Source organism: Amycolatopsis aidingensis (assembly GCF_018885265.1).
Classification (GTDB): domain Bacteria; phylum Actinomycetota; class Actinomycetes; order Mycobacteriales; family Pseudonocardiaceae; genus Amycolatopsis; species Amycolatopsis aidingensis.
Genome location: NZ_CP076538.1, coordinates 7,541,833 through 7,566,067, shown reverse-complemented (window position 1 = coordinate 7,566,067; position 24,235 = coordinate 7,541,833). Strand labels below are relative to the sequence as shown.

General features: G+C 70.9%; 23 protein-coding genes. 15 read left to right on the top strand and 8 right to left on the bottom strand.

Going from position 1 to position 24,235, the window contains the following annotated elements:
• Positions 1-26: 26 nt before the first annotated feature.
• Together KOI47_RS34880 and KOI47_RS34875 are read right to left on the bottom strand one after the other, a co-directional pair.
• Complete coding sequence (locus KOI47_RS34880) at positions 27-680, bottom strand: response regulator (RefSeq protein WP_216212056.1); 654 nt, start codon at positions 678-680, stop codon at positions 27-29.
• A complete protein-coding gene (locus KOI47_RS34875; RefSeq protein WP_216212053.1) occupies positions 677-2,428 on the bottom strand; it encodes a histidine kinase in 1,752 nt (583 codons plus the stop codon). The genes KOI47_RS34880 and KOI47_RS34875 overlap by 4 nt, the downstream gene beginning before the upstream one ends.
• A 221-nt stretch (positions 2,429-2,649) precedes the next feature.
• Here KOI47_RS34875 and KOI47_RS34870 point away from each other — a divergent pair, with 221 nt between their 5' ends.
• From KOI47_RS34870 to KOI47_RS34860, 3 genes are all read left to right on the top strand, one after another.
• On the top strand, positions 2,650-3,327 hold the full coding sequence (locus KOI47_RS34870) for an ABC transporter ATP-binding protein (RefSeq protein WP_216217756.1): 678 nt from the start codon (positions 2,650-2,652) through the stop codon (positions 3,325-3,327).
• Positions 3,320-5,572 (top strand): ABC transporter permease, encoded by a 2,253-nt coding sequence (locus KOI47_RS34865; RefSeq protein WP_216212049.1) that lies wholly within the window; start codon positions 3,320-3,322, stop codon positions 5,570-5,572. The genes KOI47_RS34870 and KOI47_RS34865 overlap by 8 nt, the downstream gene beginning before the upstream one ends.
• Before the next feature lie 218 nt (positions 5,573-5,790).
• Complete coding sequence (locus KOI47_RS34860) at positions 5,791-6,012, top strand: hypothetical protein (protein WP_216212046.1); 222 nt, start codon at positions 5,791-5,793, stop codon at positions 6,010-6,012.
• A gap of 107 nt (positions 6,013-6,119) precedes the next feature.
• Here the strand turns inward: KOI47_RS34860 and trmB are convergent, their stop codons facing one another.
• Entirely contained in the window at positions 6,120-6,830 is a 711-nt protein-coding gene (gene trmB / locus KOI47_RS34855; RefSeq protein WP_216212043.1) for a tRNA (guanosine(46)-N7)-methyltransferase TrmB, read from the bottom strand.
• A gap of 98 nt (positions 6,831-6,928) precedes the next feature.
• On the opposite strand from trmB, the gene KOI47_RS34850 reads away from it, so the two are divergent.
• Complete coding sequence (locus KOI47_RS34850; protein ID WP_216212039.1) at positions 6,929-7,822, top strand: SMP-30/gluconolactonase/LRE family protein; 894 nt, start codon at positions 6,929-6,931, stop codon at positions 7,820-7,822.
• 12 nt (positions 7,823-7,834) lie between these two features.
• On the opposite strand, the gene KOI47_RS34845 is transcribed toward KOI47_RS34850, so the two are convergent.
• From KOI47_RS34845 to KOI47_RS34835, 3 genes are all read right to left on the bottom strand, one after another.
• On the bottom strand, positions 7,835-8,329 hold the full coding sequence (locus KOI47_RS34845) for a hypothetical protein (protein WP_216212036.1): 495 nt from the start codon (positions 8,327-8,329) through the stop codon (positions 7,835-7,837).
• A 481-nt stretch (positions 8,330-8,810) separates the two neighbouring features.
• The gene (locus KOI47_RS34840; RefSeq protein WP_216212033.1) at positions 8,811-9,569 is read right to left on the bottom strand and encodes an ABC transporter permease; all 759 of its coding nucleotides are present in this window, start codon (positions 9,567-9,569) and stop codon (positions 8,811-8,813) included.
• Between the two features lie 33 nt (positions 9,570-9,602).
• A complete protein-coding gene (locus KOI47_RS34835; protein ID WP_216212030.1) occupies positions 9,603-10,562 on the bottom strand; it encodes an ABC transporter ATP-binding protein in 960 nt (319 codons plus the stop codon).
• Positions 10,563-10,849: 287 nt separating this feature from the next.
• Between KOI47_RS34835 and KOI47_RS34830 the strand changes: the two genes are divergently transcribed.
• Both KOI47_RS34830 and KOI47_RS34825 read left to right on the top strand, forming a co-directional pair.
• Positions 10,850-11,263, top strand: a complete 414-nt coding sequence (locus KOI47_RS34830) for a VOC family protein (RefSeq protein ID WP_269756684.1) — start codon at positions 10,850-10,852, stop codon at positions 11,261-11,263.
• A gap of 5 nt (positions 11,264-11,268) precedes the next feature.
• Positions 11,269-12,009 carry an SRPBCC family protein gene (locus tag KOI47_RS34825; RefSeq protein WP_216212028.1) on the top strand — a complete coding sequence of 247 codons (741 nt, stop codon included), beginning with the start codon at positions 11,269-11,271 and terminating at the stop codon, positions 12,007-12,009.
• Between the two features lie 6 nt (positions 12,010-12,015).
• On the opposite strand, the gene KOI47_RS34820 is transcribed toward KOI47_RS34825, so the two are convergent.
• Together KOI47_RS34820 and KOI47_RS34815 are read right to left on the bottom strand one after the other, a co-directional pair.
• Positions 12,016-12,672, bottom strand: coding sequence for a response regulator (locus KOI47_RS34820; RefSeq protein WP_216212025.1), 657 nt, complete (start codon positions 12,670-12,672; stop codon positions 12,016-12,018).
• Positions 12,669-13,826, bottom strand: a complete 1,158-nt coding sequence (locus KOI47_RS34815; protein WP_456319001.1) for a sensor histidine kinase — start codon at positions 13,824-13,826, stop codon at positions 12,669-12,671. The genes KOI47_RS34820 and KOI47_RS34815 overlap by 4 nt, the downstream gene beginning before the upstream one ends.
• Before the next feature lie 116 nt (positions 13,827-13,942).
• Here KOI47_RS34815 and KOI47_RS34810 point away from each other — a divergent pair, with 116 nt between their 5' ends.
• The 9 genes from KOI47_RS34810 to KOI47_RS34770 all read left to right on the top strand — a co-directional run bounded on the left by KOI47_RS34810 (position 13,943) and on the right by KOI47_RS34770 (position 24,235).
• Positions 13,943-15,568, top strand: a complete 1,626-nt coding sequence (locus tag KOI47_RS34810; protein ID WP_216212022.1) for a dynamin family protein — start codon at positions 13,943-13,945, stop codon at positions 15,566-15,568.
• Entirely contained in the window at positions 15,549-16,064 is a 516-nt protein-coding gene (gene grpE / locus KOI47_RS34805) for a nucleotide exchange factor GrpE (protein WP_216212019.1), read from the top strand. Before KOI47_RS34810 ends, grpE begins: the two co-directional genes overlap by 20 nt.
• Before the next feature lie 11 nt (positions 16,065-16,075).
• Positions 16,076-17,914, top strand: a complete 1,839-nt coding sequence (locus KOI47_RS34800) for a dynamin family protein (protein WP_216212016.1) — start codon at positions 16,076-16,078, stop codon at positions 17,912-17,914.
• Positions 17,911-18,408 (top strand): hypothetical protein, encoded by a 498-nt coding sequence (locus KOI47_RS34795; protein ID WP_216212013.1) that lies wholly within the window; start codon positions 17,911-17,913, stop codon positions 18,406-18,408. The genes KOI47_RS34800 and KOI47_RS34795 overlap by 4 nt, the downstream gene beginning before the upstream one ends.
• Before the next feature lie 118 nt (positions 18,409-18,526).
• Complete coding sequence (locus KOI47_RS34790; RefSeq protein ID WP_216212010.1) at positions 18,527-19,246, top strand: hypothetical protein; 720 nt, start codon at positions 18,527-18,529, stop codon at positions 19,244-19,246.
• Between the two features lie 328 nt (positions 19,247-19,574).
• Positions 19,575-21,398 carry a phosphoenolpyruvate carboxykinase (GTP) gene (locus tag KOI47_RS34785; protein WP_216212007.1) on the top strand — a complete coding sequence of 608 codons (1,824 nt, stop codon included), beginning with the start codon at positions 19,575-19,577 and terminating at the stop codon, positions 21,396-21,398.
• 130 nt (positions 21,399-21,528) lie between these two features.
• On the top strand, positions 21,529-22,410 hold the full coding sequence (locus tag KOI47_RS34780) for an LLM class F420-dependent oxidoreductase (protein WP_216212004.1): 882 nt from the start codon (positions 21,529-21,531) through the stop codon (positions 22,408-22,410).
• Positions 22,407-23,021, top strand: a complete 615-nt coding sequence (locus tag KOI47_RS34775; protein WP_216212001.1) for an ABC transporter ATP-binding protein — start codon at positions 22,407-22,409, stop codon at positions 23,019-23,021. Before KOI47_RS34780 ends, KOI47_RS34775 begins: the two co-directional genes overlap by 4 nt.
• Entirely contained in the window at positions 23,018-24,235 is a 1,218-nt protein-coding gene (locus tag KOI47_RS34770; RefSeq protein WP_216211999.1) for a hypothetical protein, read from the top strand. Before KOI47_RS34775 ends, KOI47_RS34770 begins: the two co-directional genes overlap by 4 nt.

Genomic DNA, 24,235 nt, shown 5'->3' with positions numbered 1-24,235 from the left:
GCGATCGTACGGAACGCCCCGGACGCTCAGTCCGCCATCAACCCGGATCGCCAGGCCCAGGCCGCGATCTCCACCCGGTTCCTGGCGTCGATCTTCGACTGCACCGAGGCGAGGTGGGTCTTCACCGTGGAGAGCGAGAGATACAGCTCGGCACCGATCTCGGTGTTGGTGAGCCCGCGTGCCGTGGCCCGCACCACATCCAGCTCCCGCGCGGTGAGCGGCTCGCTCGGCTCCTCGGTGTCCCTGCTCGGCGCCGGGCCGTCGAAATGCCGCAGCAGCCGCACGGTGATCTGCGGGGACACCAGCGCGTCCCCGCGCTCGGCCGCGCGGACCGCCTCGATCAGCAGCGCCGGGCCCGCGTCCTTCAGCAGGAACCCGCTTGCCCCGTTGCGCAACGCGGTGTGCACGTACTCGTCCAGGTCGAAGGTGGTGACCACGACCACCTTGATCGGGTCGGCGACGTCCGGCCCGGCCAGCTGTTTGGTCACCGCGAGGCCGTCCATCCCCGGCATCCGGATGTCCAGCAGACAGACGTCCGGCCGCAGCTCCCGTGCCTTGCGCACGGCCTCGACCCCGTCCGGCACATCGGCGACGACCTCGATGTCCTCCTGCGCGTCGAGGATCATCCGGAACCCGGTCCGGACCATGTCCTGGTCGTCGGCGATCAGTACCCGTATCACTCTGTTCCTTCCAGCGGTAACCACGCCTCGACCAGCCAGCCACCATCCGGTCCCGGCCCCGCGGACAGCCGTCCCCGCAGCAGTTCGACCCGTTCGCGCATACCCACCAGACCGTAGCCTCCCGAGCCACCGACCGGTCGCTGCGGCTCGTGCCTGCCGTCGTCGCTCACCCGGATGTGCAGCTGCCCGCGTTCCACCCTGGCCGACACCGTGATCCTGGTGGCGGTGGCGGCGTGCTTGCCGACGTTGGTCAGCGACTCCTGCACCAGCCGCAGCGCGGAACGGGCGACCTCCTGCGGTAGCCCTGGTGGCAGATCGAGCTCCAGCTCCACCGGTACCCCATGCTGCGCGGCGTCGACCAGCTTGCGCAGGTCCGCGGCAAGGTCGGTGGTGGCCTGCTCGCTGAACTCGCTGCTGCCGGCGGGCGTGTCCCCGCGCATGCTGCGCACCAGCCTGCGCATGGCGGTGAGTGCGTCGGTGCCGGCGGTCTCGATCCGTTCCAGCGCGTCCACCACGACCATGGGGTTCTGCTTGGCCACCATCTTCGCGGCCTGCGCCTGCACCACGATCCCGGTGACGTGATGCGCGACCACATCGTGCAGCTCGCGGGCCAGCGCCATCCGTTCCGAGGTCTGCGCGTCGGTGACCGCGGCCTGCATCACCTGGGTTCGCTCCGAGTCCCTTGACCGGAAGAACAACCCGGTGGCCACCGCGACGCCCAGCGTCAGCACGGCGGCGACGGCCAGCGCACGCAGCCCGTCCACATTCGGATAGGGCAGGCCCGCGCTGGAGTTGAGCAGCGCGGCCAGCGCCACCACCGCGGACATCAGCCCGATCACGGTCCAGGCCCGCGCCGGCTGCAGGTACCGCACCAGCAGCACCACCGCCACACCCCCTGCCCCGATCTGGCTCATCGGCATGCCGGTGGCTGTGGTGTAACCGTCGCCGGGCAGCTGCCAGGACACCAGCGCGGACAGCAGCATGATCAGCACCAGCCCGAGCCCGGACCGCATCGGGTAGCGCGTGGCCAGCACCGCGCAGGCCGCCGCGGTCACCGAGCACAGCAGCACCGGCAGGGTGCGCAGCTCGGCGGAGGCGACGGCGTACATCTCCAGGAACAGCAGCAGGGAGAGCGCCCCGATCAGCGGCCACTGGCTGCGCAGCAGGCCGGCGACCAGCCCGGGCTCCTGCCGGGTCTGCGGCTTGCGGAGCTGGATACCGGCCACCACGGCCACGATCAGCAGCACCAGCCCGGCCACGATGGTCTGCACGCTGTCGACCCGCCGCACCAGCATGGCCCCTTCGGAGCGGACCACGATCGCCAGCAGGCAGGCCGTCACCAGGGTCGCGACGCCGGCGAAGGCCACCCCGCCGCGGGCGGTGCGCACACAGTAGATCACCAGCTCGAAGCCGGCGACCGTCTCGGCGAAGGAGATGGTGGACAGCAGCGCCGTGTACGGCGCTCCGTCTCCCAGCACGATCAGGAGGCTGGACACGACCAGCACCGCCGCCCCGGCGAAGGTGGCCGTCACCGGCTGGCTGCGGGCCCACAGCGCGCAGGCGGACAGCGCCAGGATGCCGGGCAGCAGCACCAGGTCCGCCGAGGGGACGCCGATGTGGTCGGTGGCGGCGGAGAAGATGATCACTAGGTCACACAGCAGCGCGGCCGCCAGCACGATGCCGGGCAGGCCGAGCCACTGCAACGCGGCGGTGAGCCTGCTTGTCAGCTGGTTCGGCGACTGGGACACACCGTGACGGTAAGCCAATTCCGCCGGAACGCACCTTGGCCGGGTAGCTGTCCGCCCTCGGCCGATCGGCCGATGCGTGCCTGCCCAGTGCGGGCCGTCCGTCCGAAGTGATCGATGCGGGTCCTGCGCGAGGCTGCTCACCAGGCAACGACCGTTGAATCGGTTCTGGAGAGGAAAGTTTCGTGCAGACAACACACGAGCACGGTCCACAGCGGACGCCGGTGCTGGCCGGCAGGGGGCTGGTCAAGCGGTACGGCACGCAGCACGCCCTGGCCGGGGTGGACATCGACGTCCAACCGGGGGACGCGGTCGCGATCGTGGGGCCATCCGGCTCCGGCAAGACCTCGCTGCTGCACGTGCTGGCAGGCATCCTGCGCGCGGACGCGGGCGAGATCCACCTCGCGGGCACCCGCATCGACCGGCTCAGCGAGACCAAGCGCAGCGAGCTGCGCCGCACCGAGTTCGGGTTCGTGTTCCAGTCCGGGATGCTGGTCGCCGAGCTGAGCGCGGAGGAGAACGTGGCGCTGCCGCTGCTGCTCGGCGGGACCGGGCGCAGGCAGGCGCTGCGGTCCGCGCGGGAGTGGCTGAGCAGGCTGGGGCTGTCCGGCAAGGAGCGGCAGCGTCCCGGCGAGCTGTCCGGTGGCGAGGCGCAGCGGGCGGCGATCGCCAGGGCGCTCACCCACCGGCCGCGGGTCATCTTCGCGGACGAGCCGACCGGTGCACTGGACACCCGCACCGGGCGGGACACCATGGACGCGCTGCTGTCCGCCGCGCGGGAGACCGAGGCCGCCGTGCTGATCGTGACGCACGACCGCGAGCTGGCCGAGTCCGTGCCGCGCACGGTGGCGATCCGGGACGGCCGCATCGACACCCCGGTGGTGGCGGTGGCGCATGAATAGCTTCCGACTTGCCCTGCGCGTGCTGCGAGTGGACCGGCGGACCCGCACCTCGGCGGTCCTGACCGGGGTGGGTGTCGCGGTGGCCACCGCACTGGTGCTGCTGCTGGTCGGCCTGCCGTTCGCCACCGAGTCCAGGGCCGAGCGGGCGATGTGGCAGGACGGCCATCGCTACCCGCCGTCCCAGGGCGCCGCCACGCTCTCCTACCAGCGCAGCACCGACTACACCGACGGTGCGGAGATCACCAGGGTGGACGTGGCGGCGCTGGCCGACCCCGCCGCCGTGCGGCTCCCGCCCGGGGTGCCCGAGCTGCCGGGGCCGGGCGAGGTACTGGTGTCCCCGGAGCTGGCGCAGCGGATCGACCACACCCCGGCCGCCCAGCTGGGCGACCGGTTCGGTGGCGAGGTGACCGGGTTGCTCGGCGCCGAGGCACTGCGCTCACCCGAGCAGCTGGTGGCCCTGGTCGGGCAGACCCCGGACGCCATGCCGGCGGACGCCATGCCGCTGGCCGGTTTCCCAGCCGGGGACGCCGACCCGGACCCGCTGCTGGGCCTGCTCGCCGGGGTCGGCGTGGTGGTGCTGCTGGTGCCGAGCCTGGTGCTGGTCGCCTCCGCGGCCCGGCTCACCGCCGCGCGCAGGGAGCGGCGCCTCGCCGCGCTGCGCCTTGCCGGAGCCACCCCCGGCCAGGTGACCTCGATGGTGGCGGCGGAAATCGCGTTCGCCTCGGTCGGTGGCGCGCTGCTGGGCCTCGCGGTCAGCCCCGGCCTGCGATCACTGGCCACCCTGGTGCCATGGGATGGCGGAACCTGGCAGGCCGACGACTTCACCACGCCCGCCGCGTTCACCGTGGTCATCGTGCTGGCCATCCCGCTGCTGGTGCTGGCCGCGGCCGTGCTCGGGCTGCGCAGGGTGCTGAGTACCCCGCTCGGCGCGGTCGGCGCGCATGAGCGCAAGCCGCTGCACTGGTGGCGGTTGCTCACCTTGCCGGTGGCCGGGCTGTTCTTCAGCTTCGTCATCGTCTCCGGCTCCTCACTCGGCCCTGACCTGGCTCAGCTGCTGTTGCTGGCCGGGTTGGCCATGATCGTCGGCTCGGCCGCGATCGTCGGCCCGTGGATCACCTCGGCGGTCGGCGGGATCTTCGTACGGTCCTGGCGCAGGCCAGCCGCGCTGCTGGCAGGCAGGCGGCTGCGGGACGACCCCAAGGGCGCCTACCGCGCCTCGGCCGGGGTGGTGCTCGCGGTGTTCGTCGGCTCGATGGCGCTGACCCTGCTGCCCAGTTTCGAGGCACAGGCTGGTGGCGGGCGCTCCTTCCGCGACTCCGTGCTCTACCTGGACACCACGGCGGAGCGCGCCGCGCAGGTGCTCGGCACGGCCAACGCGGAACTGGCCCGGTACGGCCAGTCCGAGCGGGCCGTCGGCATCGGCAGGGTGATTCTCACCAACGGTTCCGGCGTCGGCCAGTCGGCGATGGTGCTGAGCTGCTCCGCGGCCGCGGAGCTGACCCGGTTCGAGTTCGGCGGGGCCTGTGCGGGCACCCCCGGGATCTACAGCGACTACCGGATGGAAACCGAGGGGCTGGCGGTGAGCCAGTGGGACGCGCCGGATCCGGCGGCGCAGGGCACGCCGCTGCCAGGGGGCGTCCCGGTGCGCCCGGTGTCCGCGGGGGACGCCGACGTGGCCGGTTCGGTGCTGCTCGACCCGGCGGTGCTGCCCGCGGGTTTCGTGCCGCAGGAGGTCGTCGTGGCGGTGCCGACCACCCCGGCCAATCGCGAGGTCGTGCGTACGGCACTGGTCGCGGCCGCGGACGGGCAGCAGGTGCACAGCCGTGAGCTGCGGCTGGCCGGGCAGCAGACCCAGCTGGCCGACCTGCGCAGGGTGACCGTGATCGGGCTGGTCGCGGCCGCGGTGCTGGCCGGGTGCAGTGCGGCCATCGCCACCGCGGGCTCGGTGCTGGACCGGCGCCGGACCTTCGGCGCGCTGATCGCGGCGGGGACCCCGGTGCGGGTGCTGGCGCGGGCACTGCGCACCGAGGCCGCACTGCCCGCGCTGGTCGCCACGGTTGGCGCGGGCCTGGCCGGGGTACTCGTGGGACTTGGGCTGTTCAGCCTGTTCGACTACGAGTCGATCGTGCTCAGCCCGTGGGTGCTGGCCCCGGTGGTGCTCGGGGCGGGCGTGGCCACGCTGGCCGCCTCGGTCTGCCGCCCGGCGCTGAACCGGGTGCGCGCGGAGCCGTTGGCCGAGGAGTAGCCGGCCAAGGCCTGCCGTCGACGCTCCGGCCCTTTCATCGGGGGAGGGCCGGGGCGTCGACGGCTTCCGGACAGGCTCCCATCGGCCGATCGGCCGGTCGCTTTCCGGCCGGTCGGCCAGCCAGGCCCGGCCGCCCGGCCGATCCGCTGACCTGCGCTTTCGATGGAAACTGGACTCAGTCGGCCGCATGGTGCGGCCGGGAGACCCAGGAGGATGTCATGCAGGTTCTCGCCGCGATCGGGATCGCCACCGGCATGCTGGTGCTGCTGCTGTTGGCGCTTGCCCCGGTGCTGGTGGAACTGAACGAGCGGCTGCCGGTCCGCCCGGCGGCCAGGGCGGTGCGGGCCACCCGGACCGAACGGACGCGGATCACCACCACCCGTCAGCGCTTGTCCGAAACGCGCGACACGATCGGCTCGGCGAGGCTCGGACTTCGGTAACTGCCGCCACCTCAGTAGGTCGTTCGCCCCGCCTCTCCGCTCGTGGGCTGCGCCGAGCGCGCGTTCTCCACTCACCACGGTAGATCTCAGCGTTCTCGGACGTTCTGTCAAGTGCCGGCCTGAGCGACCCGTTCGAAGATCAGGTCCCGGCTGACCCTGCCCTCCTCGCGCGCCCGGTGCTCGAACTTGGTCACCGGCCGCCACTCCGGCCGGGGTGCCCAGTCCGCGAACCGGTTACGCAACCGCGGTTCAGCAGTGCACACCTCGAGCATCTGCTCCGCGTAGTTGTCCCAGTCGGTCGCCAGATGCAGGGTGCCGCCCTCGGCGAGCCGGGAGGCCAGCAGCGCCACGAACTCCGGCTGGACCAGCCTGCGCTTGTGGTGCTTCTTTTTCGGCCACGGGTCCGGAAAGAAGATCCGGACCCCGGCCAGCGACTCCGGTTGCAGGTGCTCCTTCAGCAGCACGACCGCGTCCCCGAGGAACAGCCGCAGGTTCCGCACGCCGAGCTTCTCCGCGCGCAGCATCAGCTGCCCGAGCCCGGCCTCGTACACCTCCACCGCCAGGTAGTTCACCTCCGGGGCCGCGGCTGCCAGCTCCGCGGTGGTCTCCCCCATCCCGGAGCCGATCTCCAGCAGCAGCGGGGCGGACCGGCCGAACCAGCTCGCGAAGTCCACCGGGCCCGGTTCCAGCTCCGCCACCGACCGGCCCATGGTCGGCCAGTTCCGATCCCAGGCCCGTTCCTGACCCGCCGTCATCCGTCCGCCACGCCGCACGTAGCTGACGACGCTGCGCATTCGCGGCTGCTGCTCACTGTCCACGGGCTCGCACGATAGCCGGGTGCCGCGGCCCAGCCCCAACCCACAAGGCACGATCCGCGTAGTGGGAGCCGCCAAGGGCGCACTACCGTTCCGGCACCATGACCACCGATCAGCGCACCGACCAGGCGGATCCGCCCGCGCACGAGCCGGTCCCACTCCGGCCGCGGCCCACCACGGTGGTCGCCGAGTGGGAGCCGGGCACCTTCGTGGAGAACCTGGCCCCCGGTCCCGCGGACGACTGGTTCGTCACCATCCCCTCGCATCAGCGGGTGGACCACGTGTCCGCGGAAGGGCGCACCGAAACGGTCGCCGAGCTGAGCCGGCCGGTCACCGGGATCGTCACCGACGGCGGAGCCTGCTACCTGCTCAGCGGCCCGCTGGGCGAACCGGGCTGGCGCCTGCTGCGGCTCGGCCCCGCGGGCGAGGGATACCCCGTCAGCACCGTATGCGAGCTGCCCGACCTGATCTTCGGCAACGGGATGACCTGGGCGGGACGGCGGCTGCTGATCGCCGACTCGGTGCGCGGGCTGGTACTCGCCCTCGACCCGCGGACCGGCGCCACGGAGCGCTGGCTCGAGCACGAATGGCTCACCAAGACCGACCCGGCCACGCAGCTGCCCGGGGTGAACGGGATCGCCGTGCACGCCGGGCAGGTGTATCTGACCAGCACCGAGCGCGCCCTGGTGCTCGGTTGCCCGCTGCAGCCGCGGCCGTCCGGGCCGCGGGTACTGGCCGGGCGGCTGCGCGCGGACGACCTGACCGTCGGCGCGGACGGCCGGATCTACCTCGCCACCCACGACCAGAACAGTGTCCTGTGCCTGGCCCCGGACGGCAGCCGGGTGGACATCGCCGGGGCGGAGCAGGGCGCGACGGGGTGCACTGCGGTCGCCTTCGACGCGGGCGGCAGGCTGTATGCCAGCACCACCGGCGGGATCTTCAATCCCAGGGACGGGGTGGTCGAGGCGGCCCGCCTGCTGCGGATCACCGTCTGACCGGGTGCCGGGTCAGCGCACCGCCTCGAACTCGCCGAGCCGGGACCGCAGCCCGGCCAGCCCGGCCACCGGGATCGGGTCCGGGGTGCCCTGGCTGTGTGCGGGCAGCACGTCGATCCACCCCGGGTGCCGGTCGGTGGTCAACACCGTGGTGGGGATCCGGTGCCCGGTCTTGCCGCCCTCGGACGGCATGAACTCCCAGTACCCGGATTCGCCGTCCACGGCCCACGGCACGTACTCCCAGCCCGGCCGCCTGCCGAGCAACTGCGCGATCCGGTCCTCCACCCGGAAGCCGTTCTCCCTGCCGGGCAGCTCACCCGTGGCCAGGGCGCGCAGCCACCACGGCGCGGGCACCGGCCCGCCGGTCCGGCAGGCCGCCCGGTACAGCGCGAGCACATGCTCTTCCGGGGCACGGTGAATCCAGGCGCGCCGGATGTCGGACGGTTTCGTGGCGCCCGCGAACACCCGCGGCAGTTCGATGGCCTGGGACCACTCCAGTTCGGGCATGGCCTCCAGCCGCGGCGGGCGGGATGGGGTCGGGATGCTGGTATCGGTTGCGTTCTCAACCTCGTCAACAGCACTGTCGACGCTTGCGCTGATATCCACCGTCAAGGGTCACCTCCGTAGAGTCCGTGACGGGTCTGAACTCGAATGTCGTCCGCGCGACGGCAGTTCGTCCGCTGCTCGTGGGCAAGCCCACAGCGACTTAACGTGGCCTTAATGCGCCGTCCTGCGGTAGTGCAAGCTCCATACAAGTATCGCACCCCGCCGCCGAATCGTTACAACAAGCAAGCCCGTGGTGACCTTACGGAGATAACCGCTGGTTAGCCTGCGCGCCCGTGCATCAGCGAGTGCATAAGGGGTATGCACACGAGAGACCCGGGTCGCCCCCCGAAGGCGACCCGGGTCCTATCCCCGAATCCGGCAGCCGTCGCGCCCCGAAATACGCGGCGGAGCCGGGTGTTCTCCTGTGGTGGTCGTCAGGGACTCAGGCGTCCCGCTTCCTGGCCGTGCTGATCCCGATGATCAACATCAGCAGGGCGAATCCGGCGAAGTAGGCCAGTGCCCAGCCGGGGCTGAGCGGCGAGCTGGACAGCGGCGGCCCGGACATCTCCCCACCGCGGGTCGCGCCGTCACCGGTGAGGAACTTCTCCGCCACGTGGAACGGCATCCACTTCTGGATGTCGTCGCCGACGTTCGGGATCAGCGCCACCAGCGACTCCACCGCGAGGGTGTAGATCAGCAGCAACGAGATCGCACCGGCGCTGTGCCGGATCAGCAGGCCGACCGACATTCCAATGACCGCGGTCAGCGCGTAGATCGGCCCGATCCCGACCACGTTGATCCAGTCGGCGGTGGAGTTCAGCGCCAGGTCGGCCTCCGGCTGGATGGCCATGGAGACCGCCAGCGAGCCGAACGCGGCCACCTCCCCGATCACCAGCGCCAGCAGGCTCACCACGCCCGCCTTTGCGAGCAGGACCGAGGTGCGGTTGGGTACGGCCTGGAAGGTGGTGCGGATGGTGCCGAAGCGGTACTCGGTGGTCACCGCGAGCGCGGCGAGCACCATGATCACGGCGAGGCCGAAGCTGTAGCCGAACTGGGTACTGGCCACCGTGCCAGTACCCGCGTCGGTGGTGCCTGCGATGAGCGCGGCGAAGCCGACGGTGATGAGCAGCGTGAGCAGGGCGCACCACCACGGCGATCGCGTAGTGAACAGCTTGATGCGTTCAACGGCGAGCAAAGTCATGGTCTTGTCTCGAATCCTTAGCAGTGGTGGAGGTCAGCGGGCGGAGGGCGTGAGCGGCTCGCCGCCGGCCAGCACGTCCTTGACCTCGGTTTCCAGGCCGGTGTGGTACTCGACGGAGTCGCCGGTGATCTGCATGAAGGCCTGCTCCAGCGAGCCCTGCTGCGGGCTCAGCTCATGCAGCACGATCCCGTTGTTGGCTGCGATCTCGCCGATCTTGTCGCTGTCCATTCCGGACACCATGATCGCCTCGCCGGAGTCGGTGATCTCCGCGCTGGCCTGCTGCAGCACGCCGCGCAGCCGGGCGAGCTGCGGGCTGCGCACCTTGACCGTGTTCTCCGCCGCGCGGGCCACGAACTCCTCGGTGCTGCTCTGCGAGATCAGCTGTCCCTTGCCGATCACCACCAGCTCGGAGGCGGTCAGCGCCATCTCGGACAGCAGGTGGCTGGAGACGAAGACGGTGCGCCCCTCGTCGGCCAGCCGGTGCATGAACTTGCGGATCCACAGGATGCCCTCCGGATCCAGCCCGTTCACCGGCTCGTCGAACAGCAGCACCTCCGGGTCGCCGAGCAGCGCGGAGGCGATCCCGAGCCGCTGCGACATGCCGAGCGAGAAACCGCCTGCGCGCTTGTTCGCCACCGAGGTCAGCCCGACGATCTCGAGTACCTCGTCCACCCGGCGGGGCGCGATCCGGTTCGACTTCGCCATCCAGCTCAGGTGCGCCCTTGCCGACCGGTTGGGGTGTACCCACCTGGCGTCCAGCAGGGCGCCCACCGTCCGGAGCGGATGACGCAGCTCGTCGTACCGCTTCCCGCCGATCCGGACCTGGCCCGCGGTGGGGCTGTCCAGGCCGAGCATCATCCGCATGGTGGTGGACTTCCCGGCGCCGTTCGGTCCGAGAAAGCCGGTGACCCGGCCGGCCGTGACGTCGAACGAGAGCTCGTTCACCGCCAGCGTGTTGCCGTATCGTTTGGTGAGGCCCCTTGCCTCGATCATCGTTCCTCCTCGGGTGCTGCCGAGCACCCCCGTGAATTGCCCCGTGGTCTCCTACGTCCAGGATTTCGGATCGGTCCGCTGAGCGCGTCATTCCTGAGACCGAACTTCGAACCCTTCCGTGGTAGTAGCTTGGCGGGTTCGCGGACGTCAGACGATCGGTGATGACCCTGAGCGGACCCTGAACCTGAACCCGGTCCACCCCAGGGAGGACCCGCCTTGACAAATAATTTTGTCGGCGGCACGGTGTGACCGTACGGCCAGTGCTTCGACGCGCAAACGAAGGGTTGATGATGTTCGTTCCGGTGACCAGCATCCCGGTCGACGACCAGGACAAGGCCCTGGCGTTCTACACCGACGTGCTGGGCTTCGTGAAAAAGACCGACGTCCCGGTCGGCGGCGCCAAATGGCTGACCGTTGTCTCGCCGGACGCGCCGGACGGTGTCGAGCTGCTGCTCGAGCCGGACGGCAATGCAGGGATCCAGATCGACGGCAAGCCTGCCACGCAGGTCTACAAGAAGACGCTCTACGAAGCGGGGATGCCGTTCACCATGCTCGGCAGCACCGACCTGCAGCAGGACTACGAGCGGATGAAGGGGCTCGGGGTCAGGTTCACCCAGGAGCCGACCAAGACCGGCTTCGGCGCGCAGGCGGTGTTCGACGACACCTGCGGCAACCTCATCGTGCTGGTCCAGCGGGACTGATCGGGGTGGACGAGCCCCGGCGCCTGGTGCGCGAGATCGAGCTCGCCGCCACTCCGGAACAGGTCTGGCGGACGGTCGCCACCCCGGAGGGGATGTCGGTCTGGTTCGTGCCGCACGAGCACACGGGCGAGGAGGTCGAGGCGGACTTCGGCGGCGGAAACACCCAGGCGGGCCAGGTGCTGGAGTCGGAGCCGGGCAGGCGGGTCGTGTACGGGGCGCCCGGCCAGGACGGTGCGTCCCCGATGACGCTGGAGTTCCTTGTCGAGGGCAGGGGTGGCGGCAGCACCGTGCTCCGCCTCGTGCAGAGCGGGTTCTTCGGCGGCGACGACTGGGAGGCCGAGTACGACGGCTTCGGCAGGGGCTGGGACATGTTCCTGCACAACCTGGCCGGGTACTTCCGGTACTTCCCCGGGCTGCCGGTGGCCAATGTGGTCGCCACCGGATTCACCGCCCTGCCTGCCGAAACGGTGTGGGCCGAGCTGCTCGCGCGGCTCGGCGCGGATCCGGAGCCCTGCGGGCGGGTGCGGCTGCGGCCGGACGGCATCGAACCCATCGAGGGCGTGGTGGACCTGCACGGCAGGTTCCTGCTCGGCATCCGCACCGAGCACGGTTTCTACCGCTTCATGGCAGACGATCTGCACCGGATGGTGAGCACGACCCAGTACTTCTACGGCGTTCGGGTGGACCGCGAGTCCCGCACCGCGGCCTGGCAGTCCTGGCTCGACAGGCTCCTGCGCAGCGCCTGATCCCAGCTATTCGACTCCTGGCCGGACCAGACCGGTCTCGTAGCTGAGCACCACGGCCTGCACCCGGTCGCGTAGCTCCAGTTTGGCCAGTATCCGGCCGACATGCGTCTTCACCGTGGCCTCGGAGAGGAACAGCCGGTCCGCGATCTCGGTGTTGGAGAGCCCCTTGCCGATCAGCACCAGCACCTCGCGCTCGCGGTCGGTGAGCACGTCCAGGGCGGCGGGGTCCCGCGGTGGCGCTCCGCCGCTGCCGATGAACCGGTCCAGCAGCCGCCTGGTCACGCTCGGCGACACCACGGCGTCCCCGCTGGCCACCGCGCGCAGCGCGGTCACCAGGTGATCCGGCGGGGTGTCCTTGAGCAGGAAACCACTGGCCCCGCCCTGCAGAGCCGAGTAGACGTACTCGTCGAGGTCGAAGGTGGTCATCACCAGCACCCGGGAGGTACCCGCCGCCACGATCCGCTTGGTGGCCTCCACCCCGTCCAGCACCGGCATCCGCACGTCCATCAGCACCACGTCCGGCCGCTCCTGCTCGGCCAGCCGCACCGCCTCCTGGCCGTCGGCGGCCTCACCGACCACGTCGATATCCGGCTGGGCGCCCAGCACCATCCGGAAGCCGACGCGCATCAGCTCCTGGTCGTCCACCAGTACGACACGGATCACGGGGCCAACCTAACCGGCAGGCTGGCCCGCACCCGCCAGCCCCCGCCAGGGGCGGGTCCCACCTCGATGGTGCCGCCGAAGACATGCGCCCGCTCCCGCATGCCGATCAGCCCGTTGCCGCCAGGAACCTCGGTGCTCTCCCCGGCTGCCACCAGCGCACCGCTGTTCCCGCCGTCGTCGGTCACCTCGATCTCCACCGTGTCCGCGGCCTGCCGCACCCGTACCGTGGCCGACGCTCCGGGGCCCGCGTGCTTGAGGGTGTTGGTCAGCGATTCCTGGACGATCCGGTACACCCCGAGGGACACCCCGGCCGGCAGGTCGTTCAGCTCGCCATCGACCTCGAGGTGCACCGGGACCCCGGCCCCCCGCACCCGCTCGGCCAGCTCGGCGAGGGTGGCCGCGTCCGGCTGCGGGACCCGCGGCTCACCGCTCCTGCCCTCGCCGCGCAGCAGGTCCAGCAGCCTGCGCAGCTCGGCCAGCGCCCCGCGGCCGGTCTCCGAGATCGTCTGCACCGCGCGTTCGGCCAGCTCAGGGTTGGACCTGATCATGTAGGAGGCCCCGTCGGCCTGCACCACGATCACGCTGACCGCGTGTGCCACCACATCATGCAGTTCCCTTGCGATCCGGCCGCGCTCCTCCGCCACCGCGATCCGGGCCGCCTGCCCGCGTTCGGTTTCCAACAGGTGCAACCTCGCCTCCAGTTCGGCGTGATAGGCCCGGCGCGCGCCCACGTACTCGCCGAGCACCCAGCAGAGCACGAAGATCAACGTCACGGTGACGGCGTTGGCCACCCAGTCGGGCTCGGCCATGACGAACTCGGCGAGCAGGTGCGTGGCCATGGAGGCGACCGCGTAGATCGCGCCCTGCTTGCGCCCGGCGTAGACCACCACGGTGTAGATCGCGATCGCGGTGCAGAACACCGCGGCCAGGCCGAGCCGCAGCAGGTTGGGCGGCAGCGCGAACAGCAGCACCAGATACGCCGACCACAGCGGGTGCCTGCGCCGGATCACCAGCGGCAGCACCAGCAGCAGGTCCAGCGGCACCGTCACGTACCAGGCCGGCATGGGCAGGTCTTCCAGCAGGAAGATCAGCACATCCACGGTGAACAACGCAGCGGCGAGCAGGCTGTCCCCGACCATTGGGTGCGCCCGCATCCACAGACTCAGCCGTCGCACCAGGCAACTCTAGGCCGCCGCCCGTGACCCCCGCGTCACGCGGCGGTAGCACCTTGGGTGCGACCGCGGGATGACTCCCGTGGCACGATTTCCGCGTGACAGCTACCGGGCATGGGCGGCTCGCCGGGCCGCTTTCCACATCGGTGGCCAACCTGTGCCACCGCCTGCAACCGCAGGTTTCCGCGCGCACCGCGGCGGGGTTCGCCGAGGTGCTGCGGCGGCTGGGTGCCCCATTGCAGGTCGCCGTGGCCGGGCGGATCAAGTCCGGTAAGTCCACGCTGGTCAACGCGCTGATCGGGCGGCGGGTGGCGCCAACGGACATCGGCGAGTGCACCCGGCTGGTGACGCGCTTCCAGTACGGCACCGTGGACCGGATCGAGGTGGTGTTCACCGACGGCCGCACGCAGGTGCTGCCGTTCGCGGCGGATGGCATGATCCCCGCCGAGCTGGGGGTGAACATCGAGGAGGTCTCGCATATCGAGGCCTACCTGACCAACGCCGTGCTGCAGCACATGACGGTGATCGACACCCCGGGGCTGGGTTCGCTGGACGCGGCCTCGGTGTCCCGGACCGAGCAACTGCTCGGCGCGGCCAAGCAGGGCAGCAAGGATGGCCAGGACGGCCAGGGCGCCACCGCGGAGGCGGATGGCGGGGCCGAAGAGGCCGGTGAGCTGGACGACACCTCGCGCAACGCGGTCACCGGGGCCGAGGCCGTGCTCTACGTGGTCACCCAGGGGGTGCGGGCCGATGACCAGCAGGCGCTCGCGGCCTTCACCGCGGCCACGGCCAGCCGCGAGGCCGGCCCGGTGAACGCCATCGCGGTGCTGAACAAGGCGGACACCATCGCGCCGGAGTCGGTGGAGGGCGCCGAGGGGGATGTGTGGAAGGCCGCCACCGTGCTGGCCGGGAAGCAGGCCGCCATGCTGCGGCCCCGGGTGGCAGACGTGCTCCCGGTGATCGGCCTGCTCGCCGAGTCGGCCGAGTCCGGCGGGTTCACCTCCGCCGATGCCGAGGCACTGCGCCAGGTGTCCGAGCTGGCCGATGAGGTGCTGGACACCATGCTGATCTCGGCCGACATCTTCACCAGCTGGGACTGCGAGATCCCGGCCGGCACCAGGGTGCGCCTGCTGGAGAAACTCGATCTGTACGGCATCCGGCGCGCGGTCCAGGCGATCCGGGCCGAACCGCGGATCACCGCGGGTGCGCTGCGCCGCAGCCTGCTGGACGCCTCCGGGCTCGCCGAGGTACGCGGCAGGCTGGAGGTGGTGTTCGCGGCCAGGGCCGACGGCATCAAGGCCGCGGCCGCGCTGGCCTCGATCACCGCGCTGGCGCAGGCCAGCGGGGATCAGGCCGAGCGGCAGCGGGTGCACGATGCCATCGAGGTGCTGCTGGCCAAGCCCGAGGCGCATCAGCTACGCCTGCTCGAGGCGCTGACCCTGGTGGCATCCGGCGCGGTGGACATGCCCGAGGACCTCACCGAGGAGGTGCTGCGGGTCGGCAGCAACGCCGAGATCGGGGCGCAGCTCGGCATGCCCGGTGCGGCGCGGCCGGAGCTGGCCGCGTTCGCGCTGGAACGGGCCGGGTGGTGGCGTTCCTTCGCCTCCTTCGGCGCCACCCCGGCGCAGAGCCGGGTGGCGCATGTGGTGCACCGGGCGTACTTCCTGATCTGGCAGCAACTCCGCGAACCCAAGAAGGACAGCCATGGCCGCGTGGTTTCGTAAGGACAAACCCCGGGACACCACCGCCTCCCGCGCGGACGCCGAGGACCCCGACGGGCCGACCGGCCAGCTTGGCGGCACCGACCTGGCCCGGATCGTGCGCGAGGTCGACGGCGAAACCGGGGGAACCGAGCGGGCGGACGCCGCGTCGAAACCGGGCGTGGAGCCCGCACCAGTCACCATGCCTGCCGGGGACAGCGCACTGGAACAGGCGCTGTCCGATCGCCGCGCGCTGATCCAGCTCTGCCTGTACGCGATCGACCGCGCGCGCAGTGGCGGTGTCGCCGAGCGGCTCGAGCAGGGGCTTGCCGCCATCGGGGTGACCGCGCTGCGGCCGGAGGGGCAGCGGTTCGACCCCGCACTGCACGAGGCGGGCGGTGCCGTGCCGACCGAGGATACGACGCTCGAGGGCACGGTGGCCGAGACCGAGGTGGTCGGGTTCGCCGACCGCAACCAGCTGTTGCGTGCGCCGGTCGTCACGGTCTACACCCGGCGCTAGGGTTAGCTGCGATGACGGCACCCTCGCCCGGCAAGCCCGCGCTGCCCACCCAGGTCAAGCAGGCAAGTCAGGCCCTGCTCGGGCTGCTGCGCGAGCTCGACCCGCAGGCCGCGAAGTGGGTGGAGGATCAGCGCCGCGCCCGGTCCGGCAAGCCATCGGTCGTGGTGGTCGGCGAGACCAAGCGGGGCAAGAGCTCACTGGTCAACGCGCTGCTCGCCACCCAGGGCCTTTCCCCGGTCGACGCCGATGTGGCCACCTCGACCTACCTGGTGTTCGAGCACGCCGAGCAGTGGTCGGCGCAGGCCTGCTACCCCGGCCAGCTGGCGCCGGTCGGGTTCGAGCTGGAGGAACTGCCCCGCTGGTCCTCGGCGACCCATGAGCTGCCGGAGGGGCAGCTCCCGCCGCGGTACGTCGAGGTCGCCGGCCCGGTGCCGCTGCTCGAACGTCTATCTATTGTGGATACCCCGGGGGTCGGCGGGCTGGACACCGCGCACGGTGAGCTGTCGATGGAGGCCGCGGCCAACGCCACCGCGCTGCTGTTCGTGGTCGACGCCTCCGCCCCGTTCACCGCGAGCGAGCTGCACTTCCTGCGCGAGATGTCCGACCGGGTCGAGACTGTCCTGTTCGCACTGTCCAAAACAGATCAGTTCCGCGGGTGGCGTGAGGTGCTCGATGCCGATCGCGCGCTGCTGGCCGAGCACGCGCCCCGGTTCGCCGAGGCCGTGCTGCACCCGGTGTCCGCGCGCATGTTCGAGATGGCGGGCAAGGCACCGAACGACCAGGCGGCTGCCATGCTGCGGGAGAAGTCCGGGATCGCGGAACTACAGGCCGCGCTGCAGGAACTGCTGGTCGGCCGGTCGGCCATGCTGGGCGAGGCGAACACCCTGCGGGCGCTGTCCACCGCGCTGGGTGAGCAGCATGCCCGGCTGCGGGCCGAGAGCAGGGCGCTGTCCTCGGGGGAGGCCGAGGCGACCTCGCTGCGCGAGCGGCGGGACGAGCTGGCGGCGCAGCGCCGCAGCTCCACCCGCGGCTGGCAGCTGAAGCTGCGTGGCGAGGTGCAGCGGGCGCGGGTGGACATCGGGCACGAGACCAGCAGGCAGATCCGGGACGCCCAGTCCTACTTCCGGCAGCAGATCGACGCCGCCAAACGGGAACAGCTGACCGAGCTGCCCCGGCAGGTGGACCTCACCCTGCAGGCCGTGTCGCAGCGGATGTCCGGCCTGCTGGCGCAGCGGTTGAACCAGGTCACCGACGCCGCGCTGGCCGAGTTGTTCTCCGCCGAGGAACTGGAGGTCATCCGGGCGCAGTTCGCGAGGGCGGGCGGACCACCGGTGGTGCTGCGCCCGCCGGAAAAGCGGCCGCCGACCGCCGAGGACAAGCTGCTGGTGTTCATGGGTGTCTCCGGCGGGGTCGGCGCGGGCAAGCTGGTCGCCCTGCCGCTGGTCGGGGCGCTGGCCAGTTCGGTGGTGCTGCCTGCCACCATCGTGATCGGCCTCGGCGCGGGCTGGTGGATGTCCCGCACCCGCAGGCACGCGGCGGACAAGCAGCATCTGAAGCAATGGCTGGTCGAGTCGATCGCGGACGCCCGCTCCACACTGGACCAGCTCGTCGCGGAGCAGCTGATCGAGGCGGAGCAGCAGCTTTCGCTCGCCCTGGACGAGGCGCTGAGCAGGCGGATCGAGGCCATCGAGGCCGAACTCAAGGAAGTCGACAAGACGATCAAGATGGACGCGCAGGAACGGTCGAAGAAGCTGGCCCAGGTGACCAAGCGGATCAAGGAGGTCACCGAGGGGCGGGACCGCGCGGAGAACTTCCTCGGCCGGATCCGGGCACTGCGGGACGGCTCGTGAGCTACCCACCGCAGCAGGGCTGGGGGTACCAGTACCCCGGGCCGCAGCCGTACGGGTATCCGCCGCGCAGGCGCAACACCGGCCTGATCGTCGGCCTGGTCATCGGCGCCGTGCTGCTGCTCGGTGGCGGCGCGCTCACCCTGGTGCTCCTGCTGTCCGGGGAGGACGGTCCTGCCCAGGATCCGCGGCAGTTCGCGGCCGCCTACGTCACGGCGGTGAACGAGCGCGACCCCAAGGCGCTGGTCGGCCTGAGCTGCTCGCTGAGCGAGTCGGATGGGGAGTACGCCATCCGCGAGTTCACCCAACAGCAGGTCGAGGCCACCCTGAGCGAGGAACCGGCGATGGAGTCCGGGCGGGACGTCGCCTTCTGGCTGGACGTGACCAGGGGTAACCCGCAGGGCGGTGAGCCACCGCAACGGCGCTACCGGCTGCTGGTGATGAACGAGACCGACCACTGGTGTGCGCTGCTCGGAGCCGGTGGGATGCCGAGTTGAGTGACGGCAGGAGCCAGGTTGTTGTGCGGTGGAACCAAAGCGGAATACGGTGAGTCTCACTAGCGAAGACAAGCCCTGAAATTCCGGCGCGAGCCGGCAGTACGAGGGGGAGTTCCCTGTGTGGGTCGATGAGACCGGTGGAGCCGACACCGTGGACACCACTGGCGCCACTGGCACCCCGGACGAGATGACCGTCACCGTGGAGGGTGAGGACTACACGGCCGAGGTCAACTTCGACATCAACGAGGACGGCGTGGACGACACCGCGCTGATCGAGCGCGAGGACGGCAGTGTCCAGGCGTTCGTGGATGTCGACGGGGACGGGGACGCCGACGAGTACGTCCAGCTCGACGCGGACGGCAACCTCGTCACCCACGCGGCCTATGACGAGGCGGGCGGGGACTGGGTGTCGACCGAGCCCGGAACCACCGGCGGCACCGGAACCGATACCGACACCCAGACCGGCTCGGACGGCCCGATGACCGCGGACCTGCCGGACGGCGAGGCCGAGGTGGGCCCGGCCACCGTGGACACCAACCACGATGGGGTGAACGACACCGCCGTGGTGCAGGACGACTCGGGTAACACGATCGGGTTCACCGATGTGGATGGCGACGGTGACGCCGATGTGGCGGTGGTGATCGACCAGACCGGCGAGTCGACAACCTACGAGCACACCGGCGACGGGCAGTGGACCGAGACGGAGACCGCGGGCCGCGTGGCCGGCGAGCCCGCCGACGCCGCAGGCGATGCCGCCTGGGGCGGTGGCGGACAGCAGCCCGTTGAGGGCGTGGCCCGGATCGACTCGGCCACCGGCCAGTGGATCAGCCAGAACTGAACCCCCGCTCCCGGGGTGACCGGGAATCCGGACAAACCACGCGGGTCCGGCACGGCTTCCGTGCCGGACCCGTTCGCGTAACGGCCGGAAGATTTCGCCCACTGCGCCGATCCAGCGATATCTGAATCGATTCCCTGATCGTTCTTGTGAGAGAACCGACAGGTCAGGGCTCGGTTACTGGTCAGTCACCCGGCTACTCTCAAGGAATCCCCAAAACCACGTACGCCGGTCCGGCCGGTGTGCGAAGCCATTCGGTCGCCGGCAAAGGAGCCCGCTCCGAACTCGCGAGTTCGGCGTGGGCTCTTGTTCGTCGGAGTCAGGAGAAGAGATGACTGCAGTAGCCATCCCCGGACTGAGCAGCGCGCCGACCACGCACAGCCGCGTGCTGTCCTGGGTCCGGGAGGTCGCTGAGCTGACCACCCCGGACCGAGTGGTGTGGGTGGACGGCTCCGATGCGGAAGCCGAGCGCCTGAACGCCGAGCTCGTGGCAGCCGGGACGTTCGTGCCGCTGAAGTCGAAGCCCAACTCGTACTGGGCCGCCTCCGACCCCTCCGACGTCGCGCGGGTGGAGGAGCGCACCTTCATCTGCTCGCGGGACGAGGCGGATGCCGGACCGACCAACAACTGGATGCACCCGGACGAGATGAAGGCGACCATGACCGAGCTCTACCGGGGCTGCATGCGTGGTCGGACGATGTACGTCATCCCGTTCTGCATGGGGCCGCTCGGGGACGACAAGCCGAAGCTGGGGATCGAGATCACCGACTTCGCCTACGTGGTCGCCTCGATGCGGGTGATGACCAGGATGGGCGCGGCGGCGCTGGAGAAGTTCATCGACGACGACGGCAACGAGCGCGAGTTCGTGCCCGCGCTGCACTCGGTCGGCGCGCCGCTGGAGCCGGGCGAGCAGGACGTGCCGTGGCCGTGTAACGACACCAAGTACATCACGCACTTTCCCGAGGAGCGGATGATCTGGAGCTACGGCTCCGGCTACGGCGGCAACTCGCTGCTCGGCAAGAAGTGCTACTCGCTGCGGATCGCCTCGGTGATGGCACGGGACGAGGGCTGGCTCGCCGAGCACATGCTGATCCTCAAGCTGATCTCCCCGGAGAACAAGGCCTACTACATCGCCGCGGCCTTCCCCAGCGCCTGCGGCAAGACCAACCTGGCGATGTTGCAGCCGACCATCCCCGGCTGGCGGGTGGAGACCCTCGGCGACGACATCGCCTGGATGCGGTTCGGCGAGGACGGCAGGCTGTACGCGGTGAACCCGGAGGCCGGGTTCTTCGGCGTCGCGCCGGGCACCAACTGGCACACCAACCCGAACGCGATGCGCACCATCGAGAAGGGCAACTCGGTGTTCACCAACGTGGCGCTCACCGAAGAGGGTGACGTGTGGTGGGAAGGCATGGAGGGTGAGCCCGCGCACGCCACCTCCTGGAAGCGGCAGGACTGGACCCCGGACTCCGATGAGCCGGCCGCGCACCCGAACTCGCGGTACTGCACGCCGATGTCGCAGTGCCCGATCCTGGCGCCGGAGTGGGACGACCCCAAGGGCGTGCCGATCTCGGCGATCCTGTTCGGCGGCCGCCGCGCCACCACCGTGCCGCTGGTGAACGAGGCGCGGGACTGGCAGCACGGGGTGTTCATGGGCACCACCATGTCCTCGGAGAAGACCGCGGCCGCCGCGGGCAAGGTCGGCGAGGTACGCCGTGACCCGATGGCGATGCTGCCGTTCATCGGCTACCACGCCGGGGACTACTTCAACCACTGGGTGCAGCTGGGCAAGAACGCCGACGACGCCAAGCTGCCGAAGATCTACTACGTGAACTGGTTCCGCCGCGGGGATGACCGGCGCATCCTGTGGCCCGGATTCGGCGAGAACTCCCGCGTGCTGAAGTGGATCATCGAGCGGATCGAGGGCACCGCGAGCGCGACCGAGACGCCGATCGGCTACGTGCCCACCGCCGACGACCTGGACCTGGACGGGGTCAAGGAGCCGCGGGAGGACATCGAGGCCGCGCTGGCCGTGGACGTGGACGAGTGGCGCCAGGAGATCCCGATGATCGAGGAATGGTTCGCCAAGATCGGCGACAAGGTGCCCTCGACCATGCACGACGAGCTGGCCGCCCTCAAACAGCGCCTCTCCTGACCGCTGTGAGTGTCCCTTTCACTGCGAATTTCGCAGTAATGGGTGCAGCGACGCGTCAGCGTCTCCGTTTGGGTGGTGGTGGGAGACGGGTGGGCGGGACACTCACAGCAGAGGCGGGTATGCAGGAGGCATGACTTCGCGACCGTTCCGGTTCGGCGTGACCATGCTGGCGCCCGCCGAACGCGCCGACTGGGTGGACAAGTGCCGCAAGGCCGAGGAACTCGGCTACGACGTGCTCGGGGTGGCCGACCACCTCGGCATGCCGCCGCCGTTCCCCGCGCTGGTGCTGGCCGCCGAGACCACCGAACGCATCCGGCTGTGCACCTACGTGCTGAACGCGGGCTTCTACAACCCGGCGCTGCTGGCCCGTGAGGTGGCGGGCACCGACCAGTTCACCGGGGGCAGGCTGGAGCTGGGGCTCGGCGCGGGCTACGTCCGGTCCGAGTTCGAGGCGGCAGGGCTGCCGTTCCCCAGCGGCGGGGAACGCGCGGACCACCTCGAACGCACCGTCACCGCACTGCGCGGCATGTTCGCCGGCGCGGAGCACCAGCCGCGGCCGGTCCGGCCGTCCGGGCCACCGCTGATGATCGCGGGCCAGGGTGAGCGGGTGCTGCGGCTGGCGGCACGGCACGCCGATGTGATCGGGTTCTCCGGGACCGTGGCTGGCACCAACGTCGCGCCGCCGGTGTTCGCGCCCGCCGAGGTGGTCGCCGAGCGCACCGAGTTCGCCATGGCCACGCTGGGCGAGCGGGCGGATGAGGTGGAGTTCAACGTCATCGTCTTCCGGGTGACGCCGGGCCGGGACCGGTCCGAGGCGCTGGAGCGGCTGTCCGCCGAGATGCCGAACCTCAGCCTGGCGCAGCTCGCGGACGTGCCCACCGCGCTCACCGGCACCCCGGCGCAGATGGCCGAGCAGCTGCGGGTCGCGCGCGAGCGGTTCGGCTTCAGCTACTTCACCGTGCTGGAGCCGAGCATGACCGACTTCGCGCCGGTCATCGAACTCCTGCGGTGAACCCGGCGATCAGCGCGCACGGCCTCGGCGTGCACCTCGGCGAGGAGTGGCTGTTCCGCGGGGTGGACGGCAGCCTCGCCCCCGGCGAATGCCTCGCGCTGGTCGGGGACAACGGCACCGGGAAGTCCACCCTGTTGCACTGCCTCTACGGTATGCAGACCCCGACCGAGGGCACCGTGCTGGTGCAGGGCCACGCACCCGATGAGCGGGACCGGTCGTTCCGCCGCCGGGTTTCCGCCCTGCTCGACGACTCCGACATCTTCGCCGAGCTCACCCCGGTGCAGCACCTGGAACTGCTGGCAGGCTCGTTCGGCTTCGAGCTCGGCGATCCCGGCGAGCTGATCGCGGACGCGGGACTGGCCGAGCGGGCGGGGGTCACCGCGGGCCAGCTCTCCGCCGGGCAGCGGCGACGGTTGCTGCTGCTCGGTGCCACCGCCCGTCCGTTCGAGGTGCTGCTACTTGACGAGCCCGAGCGGGCGCTGGATGCCGATGGCAAGGGGTGGCTGTCTACAGTGGTCGCCCGCGCCACCGAAGCCGGCGCGGCGGTAGTACTGGCCACGCACTACCCGCCACTGCTGGACTCGGCCGACCACGTGCTGGACATGTCGTGAACAACCACGTGCGGCCGCCGGGGAGGGCCCGCTTCGCCGGGGTGTTCAGTGGGGACTACCAGACCTTCCTCGCGTTGTTCGGCATCGGCCTGCTGGTCACCGCGTTCTTCCGGCTGGACTGGTGGCGGGAGGCGCTGTTCGACGGCGCGCGTCCCGCGCCGGTGGTGTTGCTCGGCCTGCTGGCAGTCTGCTGTGCCTTCGCCTGGCAGTCCCTGCTGCGGCGGGCCTTTCTCTGGGCCGAACCGGCGGCGTTGACCTGGCTGGACTTCGCAGGCGCCGACCGGGTCCGGGCGATCAGCGGGCGGTTGTGGCTGGGCTGGTCGACCCGGGTGCTCGCCCTTGGCTATCTCGGCACCTTCCTGGCCACCGTGGCCACATTCCCGCCGTGGGCCTGGTTGACCGGCGCCTGCCTGCTGGCCGGCAGCGCGGTCCCTGCCCTCGTCCTCGCCGCCCGCGCGCCGGGAACGCCATGGCGGTCCCCGCGGCGGTTACCGGTTGCGGCGGCTGCCGGGCGGCGACGACTGGTGCACACCTGGGCCGAGCGCCTGATCCGTTCGGTCGCGGTGAGTTTCCTCGACCCGATGCTGATGCTGCCGTCCGCCCGGCCGATCGGCGGGTGGTCCCTGCGGCCCCCGACCCTGCCGCGGCTGGCCTGGCTCGGGGTGCTGGGCCGGGCCAGGTTTCTGGGCTCGGCCCTGCTGCTCGCGCTCACCGCGGGGCTCGCCCATGCCGCGCTGCCCGCCGTGCCGGGCGTGGTGCTGGTCGGGCTGGGTGCCTTCGCCGCGCTGATCCCCTTCGGCGCAGGGATCGGCGAGCTGTGGCGCTCGCCGGGCAAGCTGCGCTGGCTGGACACCTCGGCGGGCGCGTTGCGGCTGTGGTTCGCGGTGACGCTCGGCGGGCTGGCGGCCGTCTGGGGTCTGGTGCTGGCCGCAGTGACCCTGCTGCTCGGCGCGCCACTGGCCGGTACCGCCTGGCTGGCCCTGCCGGTGGCCACCGGTTCCGTGCTGCGTACCGCCGCCCGGCCGCCGGTCAGCTATGACGACCTCGGCGGCACCGACCTGCCGTTCGGGCAGGTGCCCGTCCGGCTGGTCACCCAGGTCACCCGCGGCGCCGACCTCGGCGTGCTCGGCATCCTGCTGCTGGCCGGCCTGCCCTTCGGCCTGGCCGCCGTGCTGATCACCCTGGCCCTCACCGCCTACGGCATCCTCCGCTAG

Coding starts and splice junctions, on each gene's coding strand:
- KOI47_RS34865 (WP_216212049.1), top strand. CDS start 3,320: ATGAATAGCTTCCGACTTGCCCTGCGCGTGCTGCGAGTGGACCGGCGG.
- KOI47_RS34785 (WP_216212007.1), top strand. CDS start 19,575: ATGACTGCAGTAGCCATCCCCGGACTGAGCAGCGCGCCGACCACGCAC.
- grpE (WP_216212019.1), top strand. CDS start 15,549: ATGGCCGCGTGGTTTCGTAAGGACAAACCCCGGGACACCACCGCCTCC.
- KOI47_RS34840 (WP_216212033.1), bottom strand. CDS start 9,569: ATGACTTTGCTCGCCGTTGAACGCATCAAGCTGTTCACTACGCGATCG.
- KOI47_RS34800 (WP_216212016.1), top strand. CDS start 16,076: ATGACGGCACCCTCGCCCGGCAAGCCCGCGCTGCCCACCCAGGTCAAG.
- KOI47_RS34860 (WP_216212046.1), top strand. CDS start 5,791: ATGCAGGTTCTCGCCGCGATCGGGATCGCCACCGGCATGCTGGTGCTG.
- KOI47_RS34850 (WP_216212039.1), top strand. CDS start 6,929: ATGACCACCGATCAGCGCACCGACCAGGCGGATCCGCCCGCGCACGAG.
- KOI47_RS34780 (WP_216212004.1), top strand. CDS start 21,529: ATGACTTCGCGACCGTTCCGGTTCGGCGTGACCATGCTGGCGCCCGCC.
- KOI47_RS34830 (WP_269756684.1), top strand. CDS start 10,850: ATGATGTTCGTTCCGGTGACCAGCATCCCGGTCGACGACCAGGACAAG.
- KOI47_RS34845 (WP_216212036.1), bottom strand. CDS start 8,329: ATGCCCGAACTGGAGTGGTCCCAGGCCATCGAACTGCCGCGGGTGTTC.
- KOI47_RS34815 (WP_456319001.1), bottom strand. CDS start 13,826: ATGCGGGCGCACCCAATGGTCGGGGACAGCCTGCTCGCCGCTGCGTTG.
- KOI47_RS34835 (WP_216212030.1), bottom strand. CDS start 10,562: ATGATCGAGGCAAGGGGCCTCACCAAACGATACGGCAACACGCTGGCG.